General features: G+C 66.9%; 17 protein-coding genes. 10 read left to right on the forward strand and 7 right to left on the reverse strand.

Features of this window, described 5'->3' with window-relative positions; translation table 11 throughout:
• The first annotated feature begins 565 nt into the window (after nt 1-565).
• Complete coding sequence (locus ABH933_RS40695; protein WP_429427068.1) at nt 566-1,867, forward strand: FAD-dependent monooxygenase; 1,302 nt, start codon at nt 566-568, stop codon at nt 1,865-1,867.
• A gap of 81 nt (nt 1,868-1,948) precedes the next feature.
• Here the strand turns inward: ABH933_RS40695 and ABH933_RS40700 are convergent, their stop codons facing one another.
• The gene (locus ABH933_RS40700) at nt 1,949-2,878 is read right to left on the reverse strand and encodes an acyl-CoA thioesterase (protein WP_429427066.1); all 930 of its coding nucleotides are present in this window, start codon (nt 2,876-2,878) and stop codon (nt 1,949-1,951) included.
• 107 nt (nt 2,879-2,985) lie between these two features.
• Between ABH933_RS40700 and ABH933_RS40705 the strand changes: the two genes are divergently transcribed.
• The 8 genes from ABH933_RS40705 (at nt 2,986) to ABH933_RS40740 (ending at nt 7,566) form a co-directional block, all read left to right on the forward strand.
• Nucleotides 2,986-3,501: a methylated-DNA--[protein]-cysteine S-methyltransferase gene (locus ABH933_RS40705; protein ID WP_429427064.1), complete on the forward strand. Its 516-nt coding sequence runs from the start codon at nt 2,986-2,988 to the stop codon at nt 3,499-3,501.
• Between the two features lie 2 nt (nt 3,502-3,503).
• Complete coding sequence (locus ABH933_RS40710; RefSeq protein WP_429427062.1) at nt 3,504-4,025, forward strand: RNA polymerase sigma factor; 522 nt, start codon at nt 3,504-3,506, stop codon at nt 4,023-4,025.
• Entirely contained in the window at nt 4,022-4,639 is a 618-nt protein-coding gene (locus ABH933_RS40715) for a methylated-DNA--[protein]-cysteine S-methyltransferase (RefSeq protein ID WP_429427060.1), read from the forward strand. The genes ABH933_RS40710 and ABH933_RS40715 overlap by 4 nt, the downstream gene beginning before the upstream one ends.
• Complete coding sequence (locus ABH933_RS40720) at nt 4,636-5,376, forward strand: 2OG-Fe(II) oxygenase (RefSeq protein WP_429427058.1); 741 nt, start codon at nt 4,636-4,638, stop codon at nt 5,374-5,376. Before ABH933_RS40715 ends, ABH933_RS40720 begins: the two co-directional genes overlap by 4 nt.
• Complete coding sequence (locus ABH933_RS40725) at nt 5,373-5,639, forward strand: Ada metal-binding domain-containing protein (RefSeq protein ID WP_429427056.1); 267 nt, start codon at nt 5,373-5,375, stop codon at nt 5,637-5,639. Before ABH933_RS40720 ends, ABH933_RS40725 begins: the two co-directional genes overlap by 4 nt.
• Nucleotides 5,639-6,145 (forward strand): hypothetical protein, encoded by a 507-nt coding sequence (locus ABH933_RS40730; protein WP_429427054.1) that lies wholly within the window; start codon nt 5,639-5,641, stop codon nt 6,143-6,145. Before ABH933_RS40725 ends, ABH933_RS40730 begins: the two co-directional genes overlap by 1 nt.
• A gap of 262 nt (nt 6,146-6,407) precedes the next feature.
• The gene (locus ABH933_RS40735) at nt 6,408-6,842 is read left to right on the forward strand and encodes a DNA-3-methyladenine glycosylase I (RefSeq protein WP_429455274.1); all 435 of its coding nucleotides are present in this window, start codon (nt 6,408-6,410) and stop codon (nt 6,840-6,842) included.
• 274 nt (nt 6,843-7,116) lie between these two features.
• Nucleotides 7,117-7,566, forward strand: coding sequence for an ester cyclase (locus tag ABH933_RS40740; RefSeq protein ID WP_429427052.1), 450 nt, complete (start codon nt 7,117-7,119; stop codon nt 7,564-7,566).
• Between the two features lie 222 nt (nt 7,567-7,788).
• On the opposite strand, the gene ABH933_RS40745 is transcribed toward ABH933_RS40740, so the two are convergent.
• The 6 genes from ABH933_RS40745 to ABH933_RS40770 form a co-directional block, all read right to left on the reverse strand.
• A complete protein-coding gene (locus ABH933_RS40745; RefSeq protein WP_429427050.1) occupies nt 7,789-8,046 on the reverse strand; it encodes a winged helix-turn-helix domain-containing protein in 258 nt (85 codons plus the stop codon).
• A 77-nt stretch (nt 8,047-8,123) separates the two neighbouring features.
• Nucleotides 8,124-9,077 carry an NADP-dependent oxidoreductase gene (locus ABH933_RS40750; RefSeq protein ID WP_429427048.1) on the reverse strand — a complete coding sequence of 318 codons (954 nt, stop codon included), beginning with the start codon at nt 9,075-9,077 and terminating at the stop codon, nt 8,124-8,126.
• Nucleotides 9,078-9,161: 84 nt separating this feature from the next.
• Entirely contained in the window at nt 9,162-9,761 is a 600-nt protein-coding gene (locus tag ABH933_RS40755; protein ID WP_429455266.1) for a Crp/Fnr family transcriptional regulator, read from the reverse strand.
• A 120-nt stretch (nt 9,762-9,881) separates the two neighbouring features.
• Nucleotides 9,882-11,159, reverse strand: a complete 1,278-nt coding sequence (locus ABH933_RS40760; protein ID WP_429427302.1) for a serine/threonine protein kinase — start codon at nt 11,157-11,159, stop codon at nt 9,882-9,884.
• A 36-nt stretch (nt 11,160-11,195) separates the two neighbouring features.
• Nucleotides 11,196-12,749: a S8 family peptidase gene (locus tag ABH933_RS40765; RefSeq protein WP_429427044.1), complete on the reverse strand. Its 1,554-nt coding sequence runs from the start codon at nt 12,747-12,749 to the stop codon at nt 11,196-11,198.
• Nucleotides 12,750-13,284: 535 nt separating this feature from the next.
• Complete coding sequence (locus tag ABH933_RS40770) at nt 13,285-13,863, reverse strand: hypothetical protein (protein WP_429427042.1); 579 nt, start codon at nt 13,861-13,863, stop codon at nt 13,285-13,287.
• A 17-nt stretch (nt 13,864-13,880) separates the two neighbouring features.
• On the opposite strand from ABH933_RS40770, the gene ABH933_RS40775 reads away from it, so the two are divergent.
• On the forward strand, nt 13,881-14,183 hold the full coding sequence (locus tag ABH933_RS40775) for a hypothetical protein (RefSeq protein WP_429427040.1): 303 nt from the start codon (nt 13,881-13,883) through the stop codon (nt 14,181-14,183).
• The last annotated feature ends 1,604 nt before the right edge of the window (nt 14,184-15,787 follow it).

The following is a 15,787-nucleotide window of genomic DNA, read 5'->3' on the forward strand; positions in this document are numbered from 1 at the left end:
GTGTGCCGGAGAGTTCCCGCAATCGAGTCGGGGGTGATGATCTTGTAGCGAGGGAGGCGCTGGCCGAAGAGTGGACCAGAACGACGACGGCTCCTACAGCGACGGCGACGATCACCGCGACCACCGCCGCCACGATGCCGATCACCACACCCTTGCGCCGCCCCGGCTGTGGTGACGACGGGGCATCATCGGATAGCCGGGTCCCCTGTACGCAGGCGCTTGGGCCTGGGGCCACGCCGGCGGCGGCTGAGACTGCCCCGAATAGCCAACCGGCGGGCTGTACGCCGGTTGTTGCGGCACCTGCGGCGGCTGATAGCCGCCGGGCGGAGGGTAAGTCATTGCTGCTGCCTACTTTTCGAGCCGACTGTTCTTCGACAGGAGCATCCTTCCCTGTCCCGGCAGGGTTCACAACATCTCCCCCGGCCGCCGGCCTTCCGTCTCGGACATCCCCCGGCGCCGAATGCAGGGGGTTCGCGGAGGCGTACACAAGATCTCGGAGGTACCGATGAATTCTGCGTGGATCCGTCGTCGAAACCGCTGAATGCACCGACAGGGATGGCCCGCGTTGGGATCGGTTCGGCGCGGTAAGAAGCAGATGGAGGCAATGATGAGCGACGGCGCCGCGCGGGAGCAAACGATCGAAACAGCTGGGCAGGGCGGTCCCCGAGTACTGGTGGCGGGGGCGAGCATCGCGGGACCCGCCCTGGCCCACTGGCTTTGCCGGCGCGGGGCCGAGGTAACAGTGATCGAGCGGGCGCCCGAGTTGCGTCCCGGCGGGCAGGCGGTGGACGCACGGGGGGTGGCCAAGGAGGTCATCCGGCGCATGGGGCTGGACGCGGCGGTGCGCGGGGCCTGTACCGACACCGCCGGTGCGTACACCGTGGATGCGGACGGGAACGTGCTGGAGACCTTTGCCGCCGAAGACGACGGGTTCATCGCGGAGATCGAGATCCTGCGCGGGGACCTGTCGCAGGTGCTCTACGACGACACCCGCGACGCTGTCGAATACATCTTCGGCGACCGGATCGCCGAGCTGACCCAGGACGCGGACGGGGTCGACGTCGTCTTCGCGGGCGGCGACCGGCGGCGCTTCGACCTGGTGATCGGGGCGGACGGGCTGCACTCGTCACTGCGCGCGATGGTCTTCGGGCCACACGAGCGGTTCCTGCACCACCTCGGGCACGTGCTGGCCTTCTACAGCGTGCCCAACGAGTTCGGCCTGGACCGCTGGCTGCTCGAGCACCAGGAGCCCGGGCGCTCGGCCCTGCTGCGTCCCATCCAGGACGCTACCCGGGCGATGTCGATGTTCTACTTCGCCGCGGCCGACTTCGACGTCGACTACCGCGACGTCGCCGCCCAGAAGCGTTGGCTGCGTGAGCGGATGACGGGCCTGGGATGGTTGACCCCGGACATCCTCGCGCATCTGGACGACACCCCGGACTTCTACCTGGATCAGGTCGCCCAGGTGGTGATGGACCGCTGGTCGAGCGGACGGGTGGGGCTGCTGGGGGACGCGGCGTTCAGCTCGTCGCCGATGTCCGGGCAGGGCACCGGACTGGCCCTGGTCGGCGCCTATCTGCTGGCCGGTGAACTGGCCGCCGCCGAGTGGGATCCGGAGGCCGGATTCATCGCCTACCAGGAGCGGATGCGCTCGTACGTCGAGGCCAACCAGGAGATCGGCCGGTTGAACGCCCGCAGCCGTGAGGTCCCCGGGCCGGACAGCGAGCCGATGCCCGACTTCGCCGGCGAATCCTTCGCCGAACTGCTCGAGCGCGCGATCAACGGCGTCGAATTGCCCGACTACGCAGGGGTTCCGGATTCCGGAGCCCCCGCCACCTCATCGACCGAACCAGGCGCCATCCCATGATGCCGCCACGCTGGGCTGCTGAATCATCCATGACCCCAACGGAATCCGTCGCGGCCTCCGTCCTTCGAAGGCTGCGGCAGGTCAGGCGGTGTGGGCGGGCACGCGGAAGAAGCTCGGTTCGACGTCTGCCGACGTTGCGCTCACGGATGTGAACGGCTCCGCGGAGCTCCGCAGCTCGATGAGATGCCGCGCGTGCACATCGAGGTCGTGGTCCTCGGCGGTGACGGGCTGCCAGGCGCGGACGGGCCGGGCCTTGCCATCGTCGTCGAGGGCCACGACCACGGCCAGGCCGTGTGCGGCGAGTGCGGGTTCGTCCGTCTGGTTGTCGGCCGAGGTCACGTGCACGCTGATGTGCATGCTGCGCGGTCCGGTGTGTATGAGACGAGCGGTGATCTCGACGACGTCGCCGATCGCGATGGGCCGGTAGAAACGGATGCCACCGAAGTACGAAGCGAGCACGTGTTGTTCGGCCCACCCCGCGCCGCACACGTACGCGGCCTCGTCGATCCAGTGCATCGTGCGACCGCCGTGTACCCGCCCGCCCCAGTTGATATCCGACGGTGCGGCCAGGAAGCGCAGCGTCGCGCTGGGTGCGGTGCCCGCGCTGGTGTAGGACTGCCCGGCCATCGCGTCTTCGATGTGTTTGCGTACCGAAATCCGTGCTCGCGCTTGCCGACTGCGTTGTTGCTCGAGAATTGTCGATGGACCCCATTGGGGCACTTCGACGGTTCGCCGATCATCGTCCACGGCGACGAAGATCGTCAGGCACTGGGCGGATTGCACCGGCTTCACCCGGGTGGGATCGGTCGAGTACACCGTGACCAGAATGTGCATGCTGGTGCGTCCCGTATGTACGAGATTCGCGTGCAATTCGACCAGTTCACCGACAGCGATCGGCCTGTCGAGGTGGATGTTTCCGACGTAGGCCGTGACGCAGTAGCGGCCGCTCCACTGAGCTGCGGCGGCGTAGGCCACCTTGTCGATCTGAGCGGTCCCCGATGACGAGACCACCCGCGCACGAAGAGTTGCAGCCGGAGACGATGCGTATCTCACGGTGTATCTCACGTTCGGCGTCTGGTGAGCGTCTGCCTGGTGAGAACGTGAGAGAGGAGAAGCAGATGAGCACCCGGCACACCGTGATCGATACCGCGCTGCTGGGGCCGGTCACCATCGTGGCGACTGGCTCAGCGGTGACCGGCCTGTATTTTCGACACCACATACGGCGTCCAGCGCCCGAGGTTTTGGGGCCGGCTGTGTCGTTCGTCGACGACGTTGTCCTGGGCGAGGCGGTCAATCAGCTGCTGGAGTATCTCCTCGGACAGCGCCGCGCGTTCGATGTGCCGTTGAGCCTGGCCGGTGACGAATTCCAGCGGCAGGTATGGCGGGAGGTCAGCGCTATAGAGTTCGGGACGACCATCACCTACGGGGAGATCGCGCGGCGGCTGGGGGACCGTACATTGGCGTTTCGGGTCGGCCAAGCGGTGGGGGCGAATCCGCTGTGCATCTTCATTCCGTGTCACCGGGTGGTTGGCTCGAACGGATCATTGACCGGGTATGCGGGCGGTCTCGGGCGCAAGCGTGCCCTCCTCGAGCTCGAGGAGCCGGCCACGGTCGGTGCGGGGAGGTTGTTCTGATCGTGGATATCGAACCGGAATCGACCCGGCGGTCGAAGCGACCGTTCGAGCAGCTCGTCACCGAGTACGGGGCGGTGGTGCTGCGGGTCTGCCGGGTCGTCCTCGGTGTTCACGATGCCGAGGACGCATGGTCGGAGACGTTCCTGGCTGCGATGCGCGCGTACCCAGAGCTCCCGGCGACAGCGAATGTCGAAGCGTGGCTGGTGACCATCGCCCACCGCAAAGCCATCGACGTGGTGCGTGCGGCGGCACGCCATCCGCTTCCGGTCCAACAGGTCCCGGAGGCACCGGTCGGCAACGGTACCGCCGATGCCGAGGACGCCGATGTCTGGGCAGCTGTGGCCGCGTTGCCGGACAAGCAGCGCCGGGTGATCGCCTATCACTACGTGGCGGGCTTGCCGTATGCCGAGATCGCGCAGATCCTCGGCGGGACCACGGACGCGGCGCGTCGCGCGGCGGCCGACGGCCTGAAAAATCTGCGCAGAACCTACCCGGGCGCGACACTGAAAGGAGAAAGCCAATGAACGAGATCAACCGCGACGATGATGACATCGCCGCCCTGTCGGCGCCCGTGGACGAGACCACCATGGCTCGGCTGCACCGAATGCTGGAGCGCAAGGCCGAGCAGGCCGATCTGCTCGACGTCGCCTACACCACGATCGACTCTCCCGTCGGCCGACTTCTGTTGGCTGCCACACCGAAAGGTCTGGTCCGGGTGGCCTACGCCCGCGAAGACCACGCCCAGGTCCTGGAAACCCTGGCCCACAAGATCAGCCCCCGGATCCTGCGCGCCCCGCAGCGGCTGGACCGGGTAGCGCGCGAGCTCGAGGAGTATTTCGCAAACCAGCGGCGGACGTTCGATGTGCCGCTGGATCTTTCGTTGTCGCACGGATTCCGCGCCCTGGTACAGCGACATCTGCCCGAGATCGGTTACGGGCAGACCCGCAGTTACGCTCAGGTCGCCGAGCTGGTCGGCAACCCGAAGGCTGTGCGTGCAGTCGGGACCGCATGCGCGACGAACCCGCTGCCGGTGATCGTGCCGTGTCATCGGGTACTGCGCAGCGACGGCAGCATGGGCGGTTATGTCGGTGGCGCCGAGGCCAAACACACCCTGCTCGACCTGGAGGCTGCGGCGTGATCGGCATCGGCGCCGCACTCGAGACGACGCGCGTATGGGGTGAGCGGGTGGGAGGTGCGGATTGGGCGGCCATCGAAGCCAGGCTCGACGAAACCGGTGGCGCGCTGCTGCCCCAGCTGCTTACCGATACCGAGGCCAGCGAGATCGCCGACCTCTACGATCGAAACGGGTTGTTTCGTTCCACCGTCGATATGAACAGACACCGGTTCGGCTCCGGCGAATACCGGTATTTCGCGACTCCTTACCCTGAGCCGGTCGAACAACTGAAGCAGGCGCTGTATCCGCGTCTGCTGCCGATTGCCCGCCGGTGGTGGGAGCGGCTGAGGCGGCCCGCACCGTGGCCGGACACCCTCGACGAATGGCTCGACATGTGCCATGCGGCAGGGCAAACCAAGTCCACGGCGATCCTGCTGAACTACCGGCAAGGCGATTGGAACGCGCTACACCGAGACCTGTACGGGGACTTGGTGTTCCCGCTGCAGGTCGTGATCAACCTCGACCGGCCCGGCGTCGACCACGCCGGCGGGGAATTCCTGCTCGTCGAGCAGCGACCCCGCGCCCAGTCGAGAGGCACCGCCACGTTGATTCCGCACGGCCACGGATATCTGTTCACTACCCGCGACCGTCCGGTCAGATCCGCACGCGGATGGTCGGCGGCACCAGTCCGCCACGGGGTATCGGTGATCAGCTCGGGCCGGCGCCGCACCCTGGCCCTGGTGTTCCACGACGCGACATGACCGCCCCGCCACGGACCTACCTGCTGCTCGACGCGACCGGTCACCCCTACTGGTCGCCGACGAAGGGTCGGTGGGGCGGGAATCGACGCAGCAAGATCTACGGCCGCCTCGACTGCCGATCAGCACAACGCGCCATCGCCGCAGGAGGTTACGTGAAATGTCGCGTGTTCTTCGCCGACGAAGCCACCGCCATCGCTGCCGGATATCGACCATGTGCGGTGTGCTGCCCCGACCGCTACCACGCCTGGAAGAACGCCACCTGATGACAACCCCGCTCCTGCACACACCTCCGCGCGGCGGCGGCGACTCCGCCGCCACCGACAGCGAAGTAGCTGCCATCATCGCTCTCGCCCGGGCGCGGGGCGCAAACACGGTGATCCTGGGATCAGGCCGCAACCCTGGGGCGATGGCCGCCATGGCTGCGGTCGCGGCCGAGTGGGAAGGTATCGGTGGCCGGATCGCGGCGCGGGTCACGTGGCCCGAGTCCGCGGCGTCGTGGCTTCGGCAGGCCCGCCGATTCACCGCTACGACCCCCGATCTGTGGATCATGACCGGACCCGCATCGGGCTGGGCACAAATGACCCGGCGACTGTTGTGGTCGACCACCTGGAGCCCGAGGAACACGTTGGTGATGTCGGGAACCGGCGCCCCGGCCACGCTCGCGGCGGTCGGCACGGCTCACCTGAACGGTCTGACCGGTGTCGACCCCGACTGCTCGACCTGGACCGTCTCGGGCGATGCGAAACGCTCTCTGCGCCAGGGGGCGTGATGACCCTGTTCAGGCTCGACACACCCCGGTGCCCGCCGCGAGGTCGCGCCCGGGGCAGTTCATCTCCCGGGCTGGCTGAGCCTGCCGCAACAGCACGGCGTCACCGCCATCCACCCCGATACCGCACCCGAGGGCTGCGGCTTGCTCGAAGGGCGAATCAACATCACCATGCGCATGACGGGACTCACCGACCACCCCGAGCATCAGTCATGACCGCCGATCCCGGGGTCGTCGTCGGCGACGACGGACTGGCGCGACCGGCCTGTCCTGGGCCACCATCCTGCGTAAACGTCCCGCCTTTCGGGACGCATTCGACCACTTCGATCCCGACATCGTCGCCACCTACACCGGCGCCGACATCGAGGAGCGGATGAACAACCCGGCCATTGTCCGCAACCGCCGCAAGATCGAAGCCGCGGTCAGCAACGCCCGCGCCACCATCGCCCTGCGCAGCGAGGGCGGGCTCGCGGACCTGATCTGGTCGTACCAGCCGCAGGCCACGCCACGCCCGCGCCGGCATGCCGACATCCCCACCGAGTCCGCCGAGTCCCGATCCCTGGCCAAGGAACTGCGGCGCCGCGGGTTCGCTTTCGTCGGGCCGACCACCATGTACGCGCTCATGGAGGCCGTCGGCATCGTCGACACCCACCTGCTCGACTCCCACCGCCGCGGCACCTCCGGCATCTGGCCCGAATAGTCACTCCACCGCAACCGATTGACCATCCCCATCTCACGAAACGGGCCCGACCGGCGTCTACCGAACGTCGGGACACCGCCGCCCCGACTGTGCCCGCGGACACGACGCGCCCGGTTGTCCGCGGGCACAACCATGTCCGCCTCCTCGGTGTGAGCAATCAGCGAGGTATCGAACAAAATATTCGAAATCTGATCTCACGCTTGGGATCTCGCGATCGTCTACCACGTGTCAGCAACCAAATACGGGGCCGCCGCAACACACAGATGGGACCGATATGTCGATCGAGGAGAACAAGAAGATCGTCGGCCGCTGGTTCACCGAGTTCTGGGGCAACCCCCTCAACCCCGAGATCATCGACGAGCTCGCCGCGCCCGACATCCGCTTCGAGTACTCCCTGCACGACCCGATGCGCGGCCGCGACCAAGTCCGGGAATTCGCCACCCGCTTCCGCACCGCCTTCCCCGACCTCAATTTCTGGGGCACCGCGGACCTCATCGCCGAAGGCGACTACGTCGTGGGCCAGTGGGAAGGCGGCGGCACCCACACCGGCCCGATCGTGTTCGACGACCTGCCGATCGGCTCGGTCCCCGCAGCGTCCGGGAAAACGATGCGCTTCACCGGCACCACCGTGCTGAAGGTCATGGACGGCCTCATCGTCGAGGAGCTCGGCCTCGACGACGGGATCGCCGTCCTGCAGCAGCTCGGCATCATCCCCACCGCCTAGCCCGGACGCGAGCGGGAGGGGCCGCGAACACCCGCACACCGCGGTCCCTCCCGCCGCCCAATCTGCGCTCCCGGCCTGCTCCATCGCCCCGCCCATGGCCGAAGGGCCCCAGTTGCGCATCGCTCGCCGAGCCTGTGCCGAGCCCCGACGGTACATCCGCCCCGTCGAGCGGAAGGCCGCGACTGCGGTCTGTGTCCGTTCACGCAACGCCTGGGCCCCGATCTAAGACCGCGTTCCGTCCGAACGGGCTTTCGCAGCGATGGCTTGGAGGGCGTCGAGATGCTCGGCCAGGGTGTCGCGGCCGCTGTCGGTGAGGTTGAGCCACGTGCGTGGCCGCTTGCCCACGTAGCCCTTGCGGACCTCGACGTAGTTGTTCGCGGAAAGCGTGGAGATCTGTTTGGACAGTGCGGAGTCGGAGATCTGGACGGCATCGCGCACGAACCTGAACTCGGCCCACTCAGCGCCGGAGAGCAGCGCCATGATGGCCAGTCTCGTTGGATCCAGCTCACCGGGGCGGACGCCCCCGAGCAGTCCTCGGGGGCGGCGGCTGTGAGACCTCACGGGCGGAGCAGGAGTTTGCCGCGGAGGCCACCATTCATGAGGCGCGAGTGGGCCTCGGGCGCGGCGGCCAACGGAAGGGTGTCGGCGATTCGCGCGCGCAAGGCGCCCGCGGAGGCAAGGTCGACCAGCTCGGCCAGGTCGGCGCGGATGGGCGAGTAGACGACGACCTCGGGGGTGATACCGCGGGCGGTGGTGAACTGGCCGCCCGGGATCCAGAAGTCCGGGACGATGGTGGCGTATCGGCCGTTATCGCGGACTGTCGCGAAGGCCGCACCGGCGGATGGTCCGCCGACCGCGTCGAAGGCCGCGTCCACGGTGTCGATGCCACGGTTATGCAGCTGATCGGCGAGAGGGCGGTGCCGGTCCAGCGGGTCGACGCCCAGGGAGCGCAGGTAGTCGTGGTCATCGGCGGAGGCCGTGCCGAGCACGGTGATTCCCGCGCGGTGGGCCAGCTGAGCCAGGAAACAACCCACGGCTCCGCTGGCACCATTGATGAGCAGGACCTGCCCTCTGTTGAGCCCCAACCGTCGGAGTGCTTGCAGCGCAACTGTTCCTGCCAGCGGCAGGCACGCGCGGGCCTCGGCGGTTAGCTCGGGCGCAGGGACTACCTGGTCGGCCGGGAGCACGACACGCTCTGCGTAGGAACCGATCTGGCTGTGCGAGTGTGCCGTGGTGGCAGTCACCGGATCTCCCACCGCCAGGCCGATGACCTCGCGACCGACCGACTCCACCACGCCCGCAACATCGTAGCCCGGCACCAGCGGGAAGCGCGGCGGTTCCGCCCACGGATAGCGGCCGTCGCGCATACCCAGTTCGGCCGGATTGACGCCGGCGGCCTCGACCCGCAGCAGCACCTCCCCCGGCCCCGGAGCGTGCAGCGGAAGTTCCCGCAGGCGAAGCACTTCCGGTCCGCCGAAGGATTCGATGACAATAGCTTTGGTGGTTTCCATGCGATCGAAACTACGAACTCACCATCGCCCGGGCATTGATCTGAATCAATGCCCACAGACCGGACTGATGCTCGCCCGAGCACCTCAGATGGGCATGCCGGCGCGCCGCCGCCGATCGCGGATGCGACTCAACGCCTCCGGGGTGATGCCCACGTAAGAGGCGATCTCCCGACCCGAGAGTCGGTTCACCAGATGCTCCTGCTCATGCAGGAATTCGTCGTAGCGCGCCTCGGCATTGCCGACCAGGAAGCGACGATGCGCGCTGTCCTCCTCGAGGAAATGCCGTTCAGTGAGCCGCCGCATAACGATCCCCCACCCCGCGTGCCCCATAGTCAACTCGTCGAAACGCACCCGGTCGGTCACCAGCATCCGGGTCGGCGCGAGGGCCTGGATGAAAAGATCCGACCGCTGTTTGCGCAGGCTCGCCCCGAACGGACAGACCAATTGTCCCGACTCGCGAAAGCTTTTGGTGCGGTCCACCCCGTCAGCGGTCAGATAATAGGCGCGCAACAGCCCATCGACCACGAACCCGACCCTGTCGGCGGGCTCACCCGCGGTAGCGAAATGCGCGCCCCGCTCCAACTCCACCGGCCGGAAAATGGACCGCGCCCGCGCAAACTGCTCGTCGGGAAGAGAAGCGACCGCGCGCATGGCCGTGACGAAGCCGTGGAATGCCGAATCCATCTCAGGCACAACCATGTGCACACGCCGAAGATTCCACGCTCGATTCGGCGCGAGCGCTCGCTCGCTCCAGCTACAGCCAGCGCGAAAGGACGAGCAAGCGGTACCTCAACGTGTTGTGTGTCAGGGGTTGTCGAGGCCTGCTGCGCAGACGGTTGCCCAGAGGACTTCGGGGTGGCGGATGTCGCTGTGGGCACCGCTGAATGGGGATTGATCGGCGCAGATGACGGTGTTGGCGTCGAGTGGATAGAAGCTGCCGGGGTGGAAGTCGTAGGGTGTGCCGGGTTGGGTGAGGCTGGTGGTGATCGGTGCGGGGGTGTGTTGTTGGTAGCCGTCGTGTCCCATGCCACCCCAGCGGTAGGCGAGATCGCTTGCTGCTTGGCTGTCTTGGCGGGCGAGCATGCTGGCCGCGGGGTACCACCATCCGACGGCGCGGTCGGCGGCGGTGAAGGTCGCGAGCAGGGGCCCGTCGACGCGGTCGACGACGTCGGCGAGCCCGCCGCTGCGGCCGGCGTCGAATGGTAGGGGGTTGGCGAAGGCGAAGTGGGAGAACGCCCCTTGGATCAGTGTCAGCGACTTGACCGGGCTCGCGGCGCCGGTGCGGTCGGCGGGGATTCCGGCGAGGGTGTACGCGGCGAGGCGGGCGCCGAAGCTGTGTCCCATGAGGTGGATTCGGAGTTGCCCGTGGGGGTTGTTCAATTCGGCGAGCAGGGGGCCGAGCCCGTTGTGGCCGATAATGCCTGCGCGGTTCTTCATCTCGTAGTAGCTGAGGGTGCGCAGCACTTCGCGTGCGCCCGACCACAATCCGCTGAAGGGGTTGCCGAGTCCTTGCGCATTGCTCACCGGTGCCGGGGTCATCGCGGCGGCGTGTCCGAAGGCGGTCGCGGCGTCGCTGGTGAGCAGGGCGGCTTCGCCGGTGTCTTCGGCGCCTTGGGCGGGGGTGGTGACCAAACCGGATGCGAGGGTGTGGAATTCGACGAGTTTGGCGGGGTCTTGGGGTTGCTGGTCGAGCAGGTTGCCGAGGGTGGTGAGGGCTTGGTGCTGCTCGGCTGGGAAGGCAGGGCTGAGCGCGGCGGCGATCTGCGCGCCGGTGGAGGCGACCGGGGCGGCGGTGACGGGGTCGTCGTCGGGGAACAGCAGGGACGGCCAGACGACGCCGACAGCGGCGCTGGTGGAGCGGTGCTGGCCGAGTTGGTCGGCGAGCAGGGCGAACATCGCCTGATACAGGTCGCGGGCGGAGGCGACGCCGTTGTTCCAGCCGTGGGCGAAGACGAACAGGTCGGTGATCCCGCCGGCGACTGCGGCGGCTAGGCCGCCGTCCCCGGTGCCGGTCTGGGTGTTGAGGGTGCCGTCGGCGTTGAAGTCGATCTCGTAGTAGGGCAGGCCGTTGATATCGGTCACGGTCATCCTCCGAGATTGGGTGCGGCTGTTGTGGTGTCAGACGGTGGATAGGGCGCGCAGTAGGTCGATGAGCCCGGCGCCCTGGAAGAAGGGGTGTCGGCCGAGGTCGGTCGCGGTGTCGAGGAACAGTTGTTTCACGCGCTGGGGTTGGCCGATGTATTCGGTGCGGGTGGATAGGAAGGCGGCGATTGCCCCGGATACGTGGGCTGCGGCCATCGAGGTTCCGCTGTCTTCGATGTAGGTCGCGATTCCGGGGAGATCGGTGGTTGTGGCGGCCAGCGGCCCGACACCGGCGCTCATCTTTCCGGTGGCCGCGGAGGTGATGCGTTCACCGGGGGCGATGAGATCGGGTTTGAGACGGCCGTCGAGCGTGGGGCCTTTCGAGGAGTCGAAGGTGATGCCGAACGTGTGGGGCTTGTAGCGGTGGGCGGATCCGACGGTGATGGCGGATGCGGCGTTACCGGGATCGCTGATGGTCGACAACACGCCATAGATGTCGCTGCTGGAGCCGGTGACGGTTCCGCTAGCGCCGGCGTTGCCAGCGCTGACCACCACCACGACACCGGTACCGACCAGCAGGTCCAGTTCCCGGCACAGCGGGCTCTGCCCGGCCGCGTACTCGGTGGGTGGCCACGCGCAGCCGAGCGAGAGGTTCACACCATGGATGCGCAGGTCCCGACCGCCCGCGTTGACCGCGCGCACATGATCGATCGCCGCGATGACCGCGCTGGACAATGTGTCGCCGTTGTCGTCCAGGACCTTCAGGCTGACCAGCCGTGTCTTCGGGGCGACCCCGGACAGGGTGGTGTCCGGATCCAGGGTGCGGCTGGTCCAATTGGGCAGGCTCTGCGCGGTGGGTTCGTTGACCGCGATCCGGACGAGTGCGGGGTCGGTCGGTGCCCGACCGGCGATGATGCCCGCGACGTGCGTGCCGTGGCCGTAAGCGTCGGTCAACGGATCACCGCAGGAGCCCGACTGTGTGGGCAACATCGCGGTGAAGTCGCGGTGCAAGCTGGCGCCGGCGGGATCGGCCAGTGTGCCGCATTGAAAGTGCGGATGTCTGCGATCAATGCCCGAATCGACCACGGCCCACACGATTCCGCTGCCGCTGCAACCGAACGTTCGAGCCGCCGCATCGGCCTTCACGGTCGTCACCGACCGGTCCAGATGCGCGTGGACAATGAAATCCGGCCATACCCGGTAGATCAGCCGCCCACGAGCAGCGCCCTCGCCGGTCTCCGGCGTGCTGTCCAACTCCACAAGCCGGTCGATCTCCTCCGAACGCAGAACACACTGCACGTAATGCCGGGCCACCGGCACCGGCGGGGGCGGCTGGTCACCGGGCGCTGCCCCTGAGAACAGGGCCTGGAACATCGACAGAAACTCGGCGCGAACGGTTTCGGGGTCGGCGCCGTTTTCGATCCGCAGTTCGATCAATACTGCGTGCCGGTCTTGGTCGTCGGTCAAGACCAGTCGCGCGGCATCGGCGGCAACGCGGTCGTTGTCGGGCTGCAACAGGGGACTGACCACCGACGGCGCTCCCCGACGCGCGCCTCGAGCTGGTCGGCGTGCCGGCGTCTGCTCGGTCATGGCATTCTCCCTGATCCGGTTCACCTGCTCGACAACGGTTTCCGGTCCGTCATCGATGCAGGGTCACTGCTGTGAGGCTTGTCGCGTGAAGCGAGATCTACCGGTTGCGGGTGGATTCCTCGACCAGTGGAACCTGTGTCCCGTCGGCGGTCACGGAGCGGTACTGCTGAGCATGAGGTATATCGTTGCTGCAGTTGGATCGCGATGCGCGAGTATTCGGGTACTCGATTTGGTGCCCGCGCGCGTGCCAATTGTAGCCATTACGGTCGATCCGCCGTGCCGAGTTTGCACGCGGGCGGCCAGTCCGGCATCGACGCGGTCGCGGAATCGACCATGGTGCCCGCGATCGTCGCCGACCCTAGAGCGCCAAGGGCCGCCCGCCGCGAGACACGGGTTTCGCCCCCACGTATGTTCAATCCCCTTCTACTCCAACGCTTGCCGAGCGGGCAGCGTACCGACTGGAGGGCGCTGTCCACCCGCAACACCGCGTGCGGCGGCAATCCGCGGTGGCCGTGATCAACAAGCCCCGCGCCCTCTACACGGCAGGCCGCTGAGGGTGCGGCTGCGGGGCGATGAGCGGAATCGGCCGCCCCAGATCGACCATGGTCGCGGTATGGAATGTGTGTTTGCGCTGCATGATCGGCCCGACTTCCGGTGCGTCGATGGACACCGTCACGATGCAGTCACCAGGGCCCAACGCCACCAGCAAGCCGCCACGGACGGTTGCGGCGAGGGGCTGAAGCAGTAAGGCGAGGCAGAATTCGAGCTCAAATTCGCCGACTTGGTTCCCGTCGACGAAGACGTCGAGGCGTGGGCAACAGGTCCGGGAGATTTCGTGTTCGAACAACTCGACCTGCTCGACTCCGCCATGCCGAGTTCGCACCGCCGCACTGCGAAGCCGGTCGTAGCGGCGCCAACCCTCGACCGCGACGCTGCCAAGGTCAACCCCGAGCAGCCCGTCGATCGCCGCTGCCAACTCACGCAGCGTCGCCGAGCCCAGCACCTCGGTTACGGCCGGCACGCGGCGCAGCGCCAAATGCTCGACACGGCTCTCGCGCAGACACTCGGCCAACTCACCCACACCCATCGCGCGCGCGGCCTCACCGAACAGCACCGCCCTCGCGGTAATCGGTGCGAAATCAGTCATCTCGGCACCTCCCTTACGTACAGCTGCAGCTCGCCAGCGCTCAACCGAACCCGAACGTCTGGAGCGCGGATGACCTGGCGAACCTGGATCGACGGGCTCGAGTCCCCCACCACATCAACGCGTACCTGCGGCGGGCGCGGATCCTGGTGGCGCGCACGCAACGGATCGGCCGCGCGCTTACGCCGCCGGCGCAGTACGAGCGTCGCCGCAGCAATCGCAACAAGGAACCCGCCGAGGCCCAGCACGTCGCCGAGGTGGCTGTCCGGCTGACGATCGACACTGGGTGAAGCTACGGTCGACGGTTGCGTCGCAGGTGGTTGCGTATCGGCTGTGGAAGTCGGTTCTGTGGTCGTGACTACTCGCCCGAGGACGATCTCGATGGACCTGTCCTCCCGGACAACCGCGCCCGATGTCGCGCGACAGCTGACAGAAATCAGCTGTGACCCGAGTTCGGCTTGGTCAGGCACGCTGACGGGCGTTCTGAACGAACCGTGGTCGACATTCACCGACACCGAATCAGACCAGGTCGGGGCGACACGCACCGCTCCGCAGGGCCAATTGTCACCCCTAACGGTGATCTCTGTGCCGCGGTCAGCGGTGGCCGGTGCGTCGACAGTGGGTGCCGGGACCACGGCGGAACTCACGATCGGGCCCCGGGCCGCAGACGTAGACGCAGACGTAGACGTAGACGTAGAGGAGCTTCCCGACGGTGCGCTGGAAGTATGACTGCTCCCCGACGGAGCAGCGGAGGTATAAGAGCTCCCCGACGGTGCAGCGGAGGTATAAAGGCTCCCGGGCCTGCCGGTCGGCGGTACCGGTGCGGTTGGCACAGGCGCCGTCATGGCGATTGGTACCGTTACGACGCCGAACATTACCGCCGCGGCCTCCGCGACAAGAAACGCTCGCACGGGCTTTGTCATGATCAACTCTTCGCAACGCAGGGGCTCGGGATCCCTACTTGAAGTAGATTCTGGGCCCGTTTCGACGGGGCTGCGCGAGTAGCCCACTACCCGTTTATCAGCGCTGGCGAACTGCACGCAATCGCACAGCGCATCGACGGTGACATCACCGCACCGGTTCCGGAGTGGGAGAGGCTGGTTACGAGGGCCCGAAACGATCTGGGGCACCATAATTCGGTCAGGTCGCCCGACGTGCACTTCTACGACTGCATGATCGTGGAGTCGTCTGTCAATTGGGGTGCTACGCCTGTGCCTTCAGTCTCACGCCAAAATCACCGACCACGAGTTGCGCACTGCGCTCCAGGATCACCGGCGCTACTACTTCTACCGGGAGAACCTGAAAATGCACGTCAAGGAAACGTGACGAGTTGGCCACGCCCTAGGTCCTTATTTCTGAGCCGGAGCTTCCATTCGGGCGATGCCGGCGCGTTCCGAAGCGGATAGGTCGTCTATCCGCCCCTGACTGCTTCCCCCCTCCCTCATACCTGCCGCCCTCTGCGGAGCCCCGGTGTGTCAGGGATGCCGTAGGCACCGCGTAGCGGACACCGAAGGTGGTCCTTGACTCGCCGGGGTGAAGCGAGACGATTCGGCTATGAGGAACGTGGGGCAACCCGGCCCCTCGACGGGCCAGACGGGCCTGGAGTTCGAAGAGCGTCCTGTCGGCGGGCGGTGTCGGGGCCGCGGCACATGCTAAGCAACACCGCCCCCAGGCTGACTCATTGAAACCTTTTGCAGGACAGTCGGTTCCTGACGCGAGCACAATGGGCATCGGGTCACGAAGATCGGAAGGGGGCCTCTGTCCATGGAGAGCAATGTCGACTATCAGGCGCGGTACCTGAGGTTCACCCAAGGCCGGGTAGTTAGTGTTTTCGCTTGTCATGCAAGGGTTTCGGGTGACCAGGCGGTGGCGCTGTAGAGGCCTGGGCCGAGTT

Source organism: Nocardia sp. GP40, assembly GCF_050434125.1.
GTDB classification, from domain to species: Bacteria; Actinomycetota; Actinomycetes; order Mycobacteriales; family Mycobacteriaceae; genus Nocardia; species Nocardia albiluteola.

Excerpts from the sequence above, each read along its gene's own strand:
- ABH933_RS40730 (WP_429427054.1), top strand. The coding sequence starts at position 5,639 with ATGACAACCCCGCTCCTGCACACACCTCCGCGCGGCGGCGGCGACTCC.
- ABH933_RS40715 (WP_429427060.1), top strand. The coding sequence starts at position 4,022 with ATGAACGAGATCAACCGCGACGATGATGACATCGCCGCCCTGTCGGCG.
- ABH933_RS40705 (WP_429427064.1), top strand. The coding sequence starts at position 2,986 with ATGAGCACCCGGCACACCGTGATCGATACCGCGCTGCTGGGGCCGGTC.
- ABH933_RS40755 (WP_429455266.1), bottom strand. The coding sequence starts at position 9,761 with ATGGATTCGGCATTCCACGGCTTCGTCACGGCCATGCGCGCGGTCGCT.
- ABH933_RS40740 (WP_429427052.1), top strand. The coding sequence starts at position 7,117 with ATGTCGATCGAGGAGAACAAGAAGATCGTCGGCCGCTGGTTCACCGAG.
- ABH933_RS40745 (WP_429427050.1), bottom strand. The coding sequence starts at position 8,046 with ATGGCGCTGCTCTCCGGCGCTGAGTGGGCCGAGTTCAGGTTCGTGCGC.
- ABH933_RS40725 (WP_429427056.1), top strand. The coding sequence starts at position 5,373 with ATGACCGCCCCGCCACGGACCTACCTGCTGCTCGACGCGACCGGTCAC.
- ABH933_RS40765 (WP_429427044.1), bottom strand. The coding sequence starts at position 12,749 with ATGACCGAGCAGACGCCGGCACGCCGACCAGCTCGAGGCGCGCGTCGG.
- ABH933_RS40750 (WP_429427048.1), bottom strand. The coding sequence starts at position 9,077 with ATGGAAACCACCAAAGCTATTGTCATCGAATCCTTCGGCGGACCGGAA.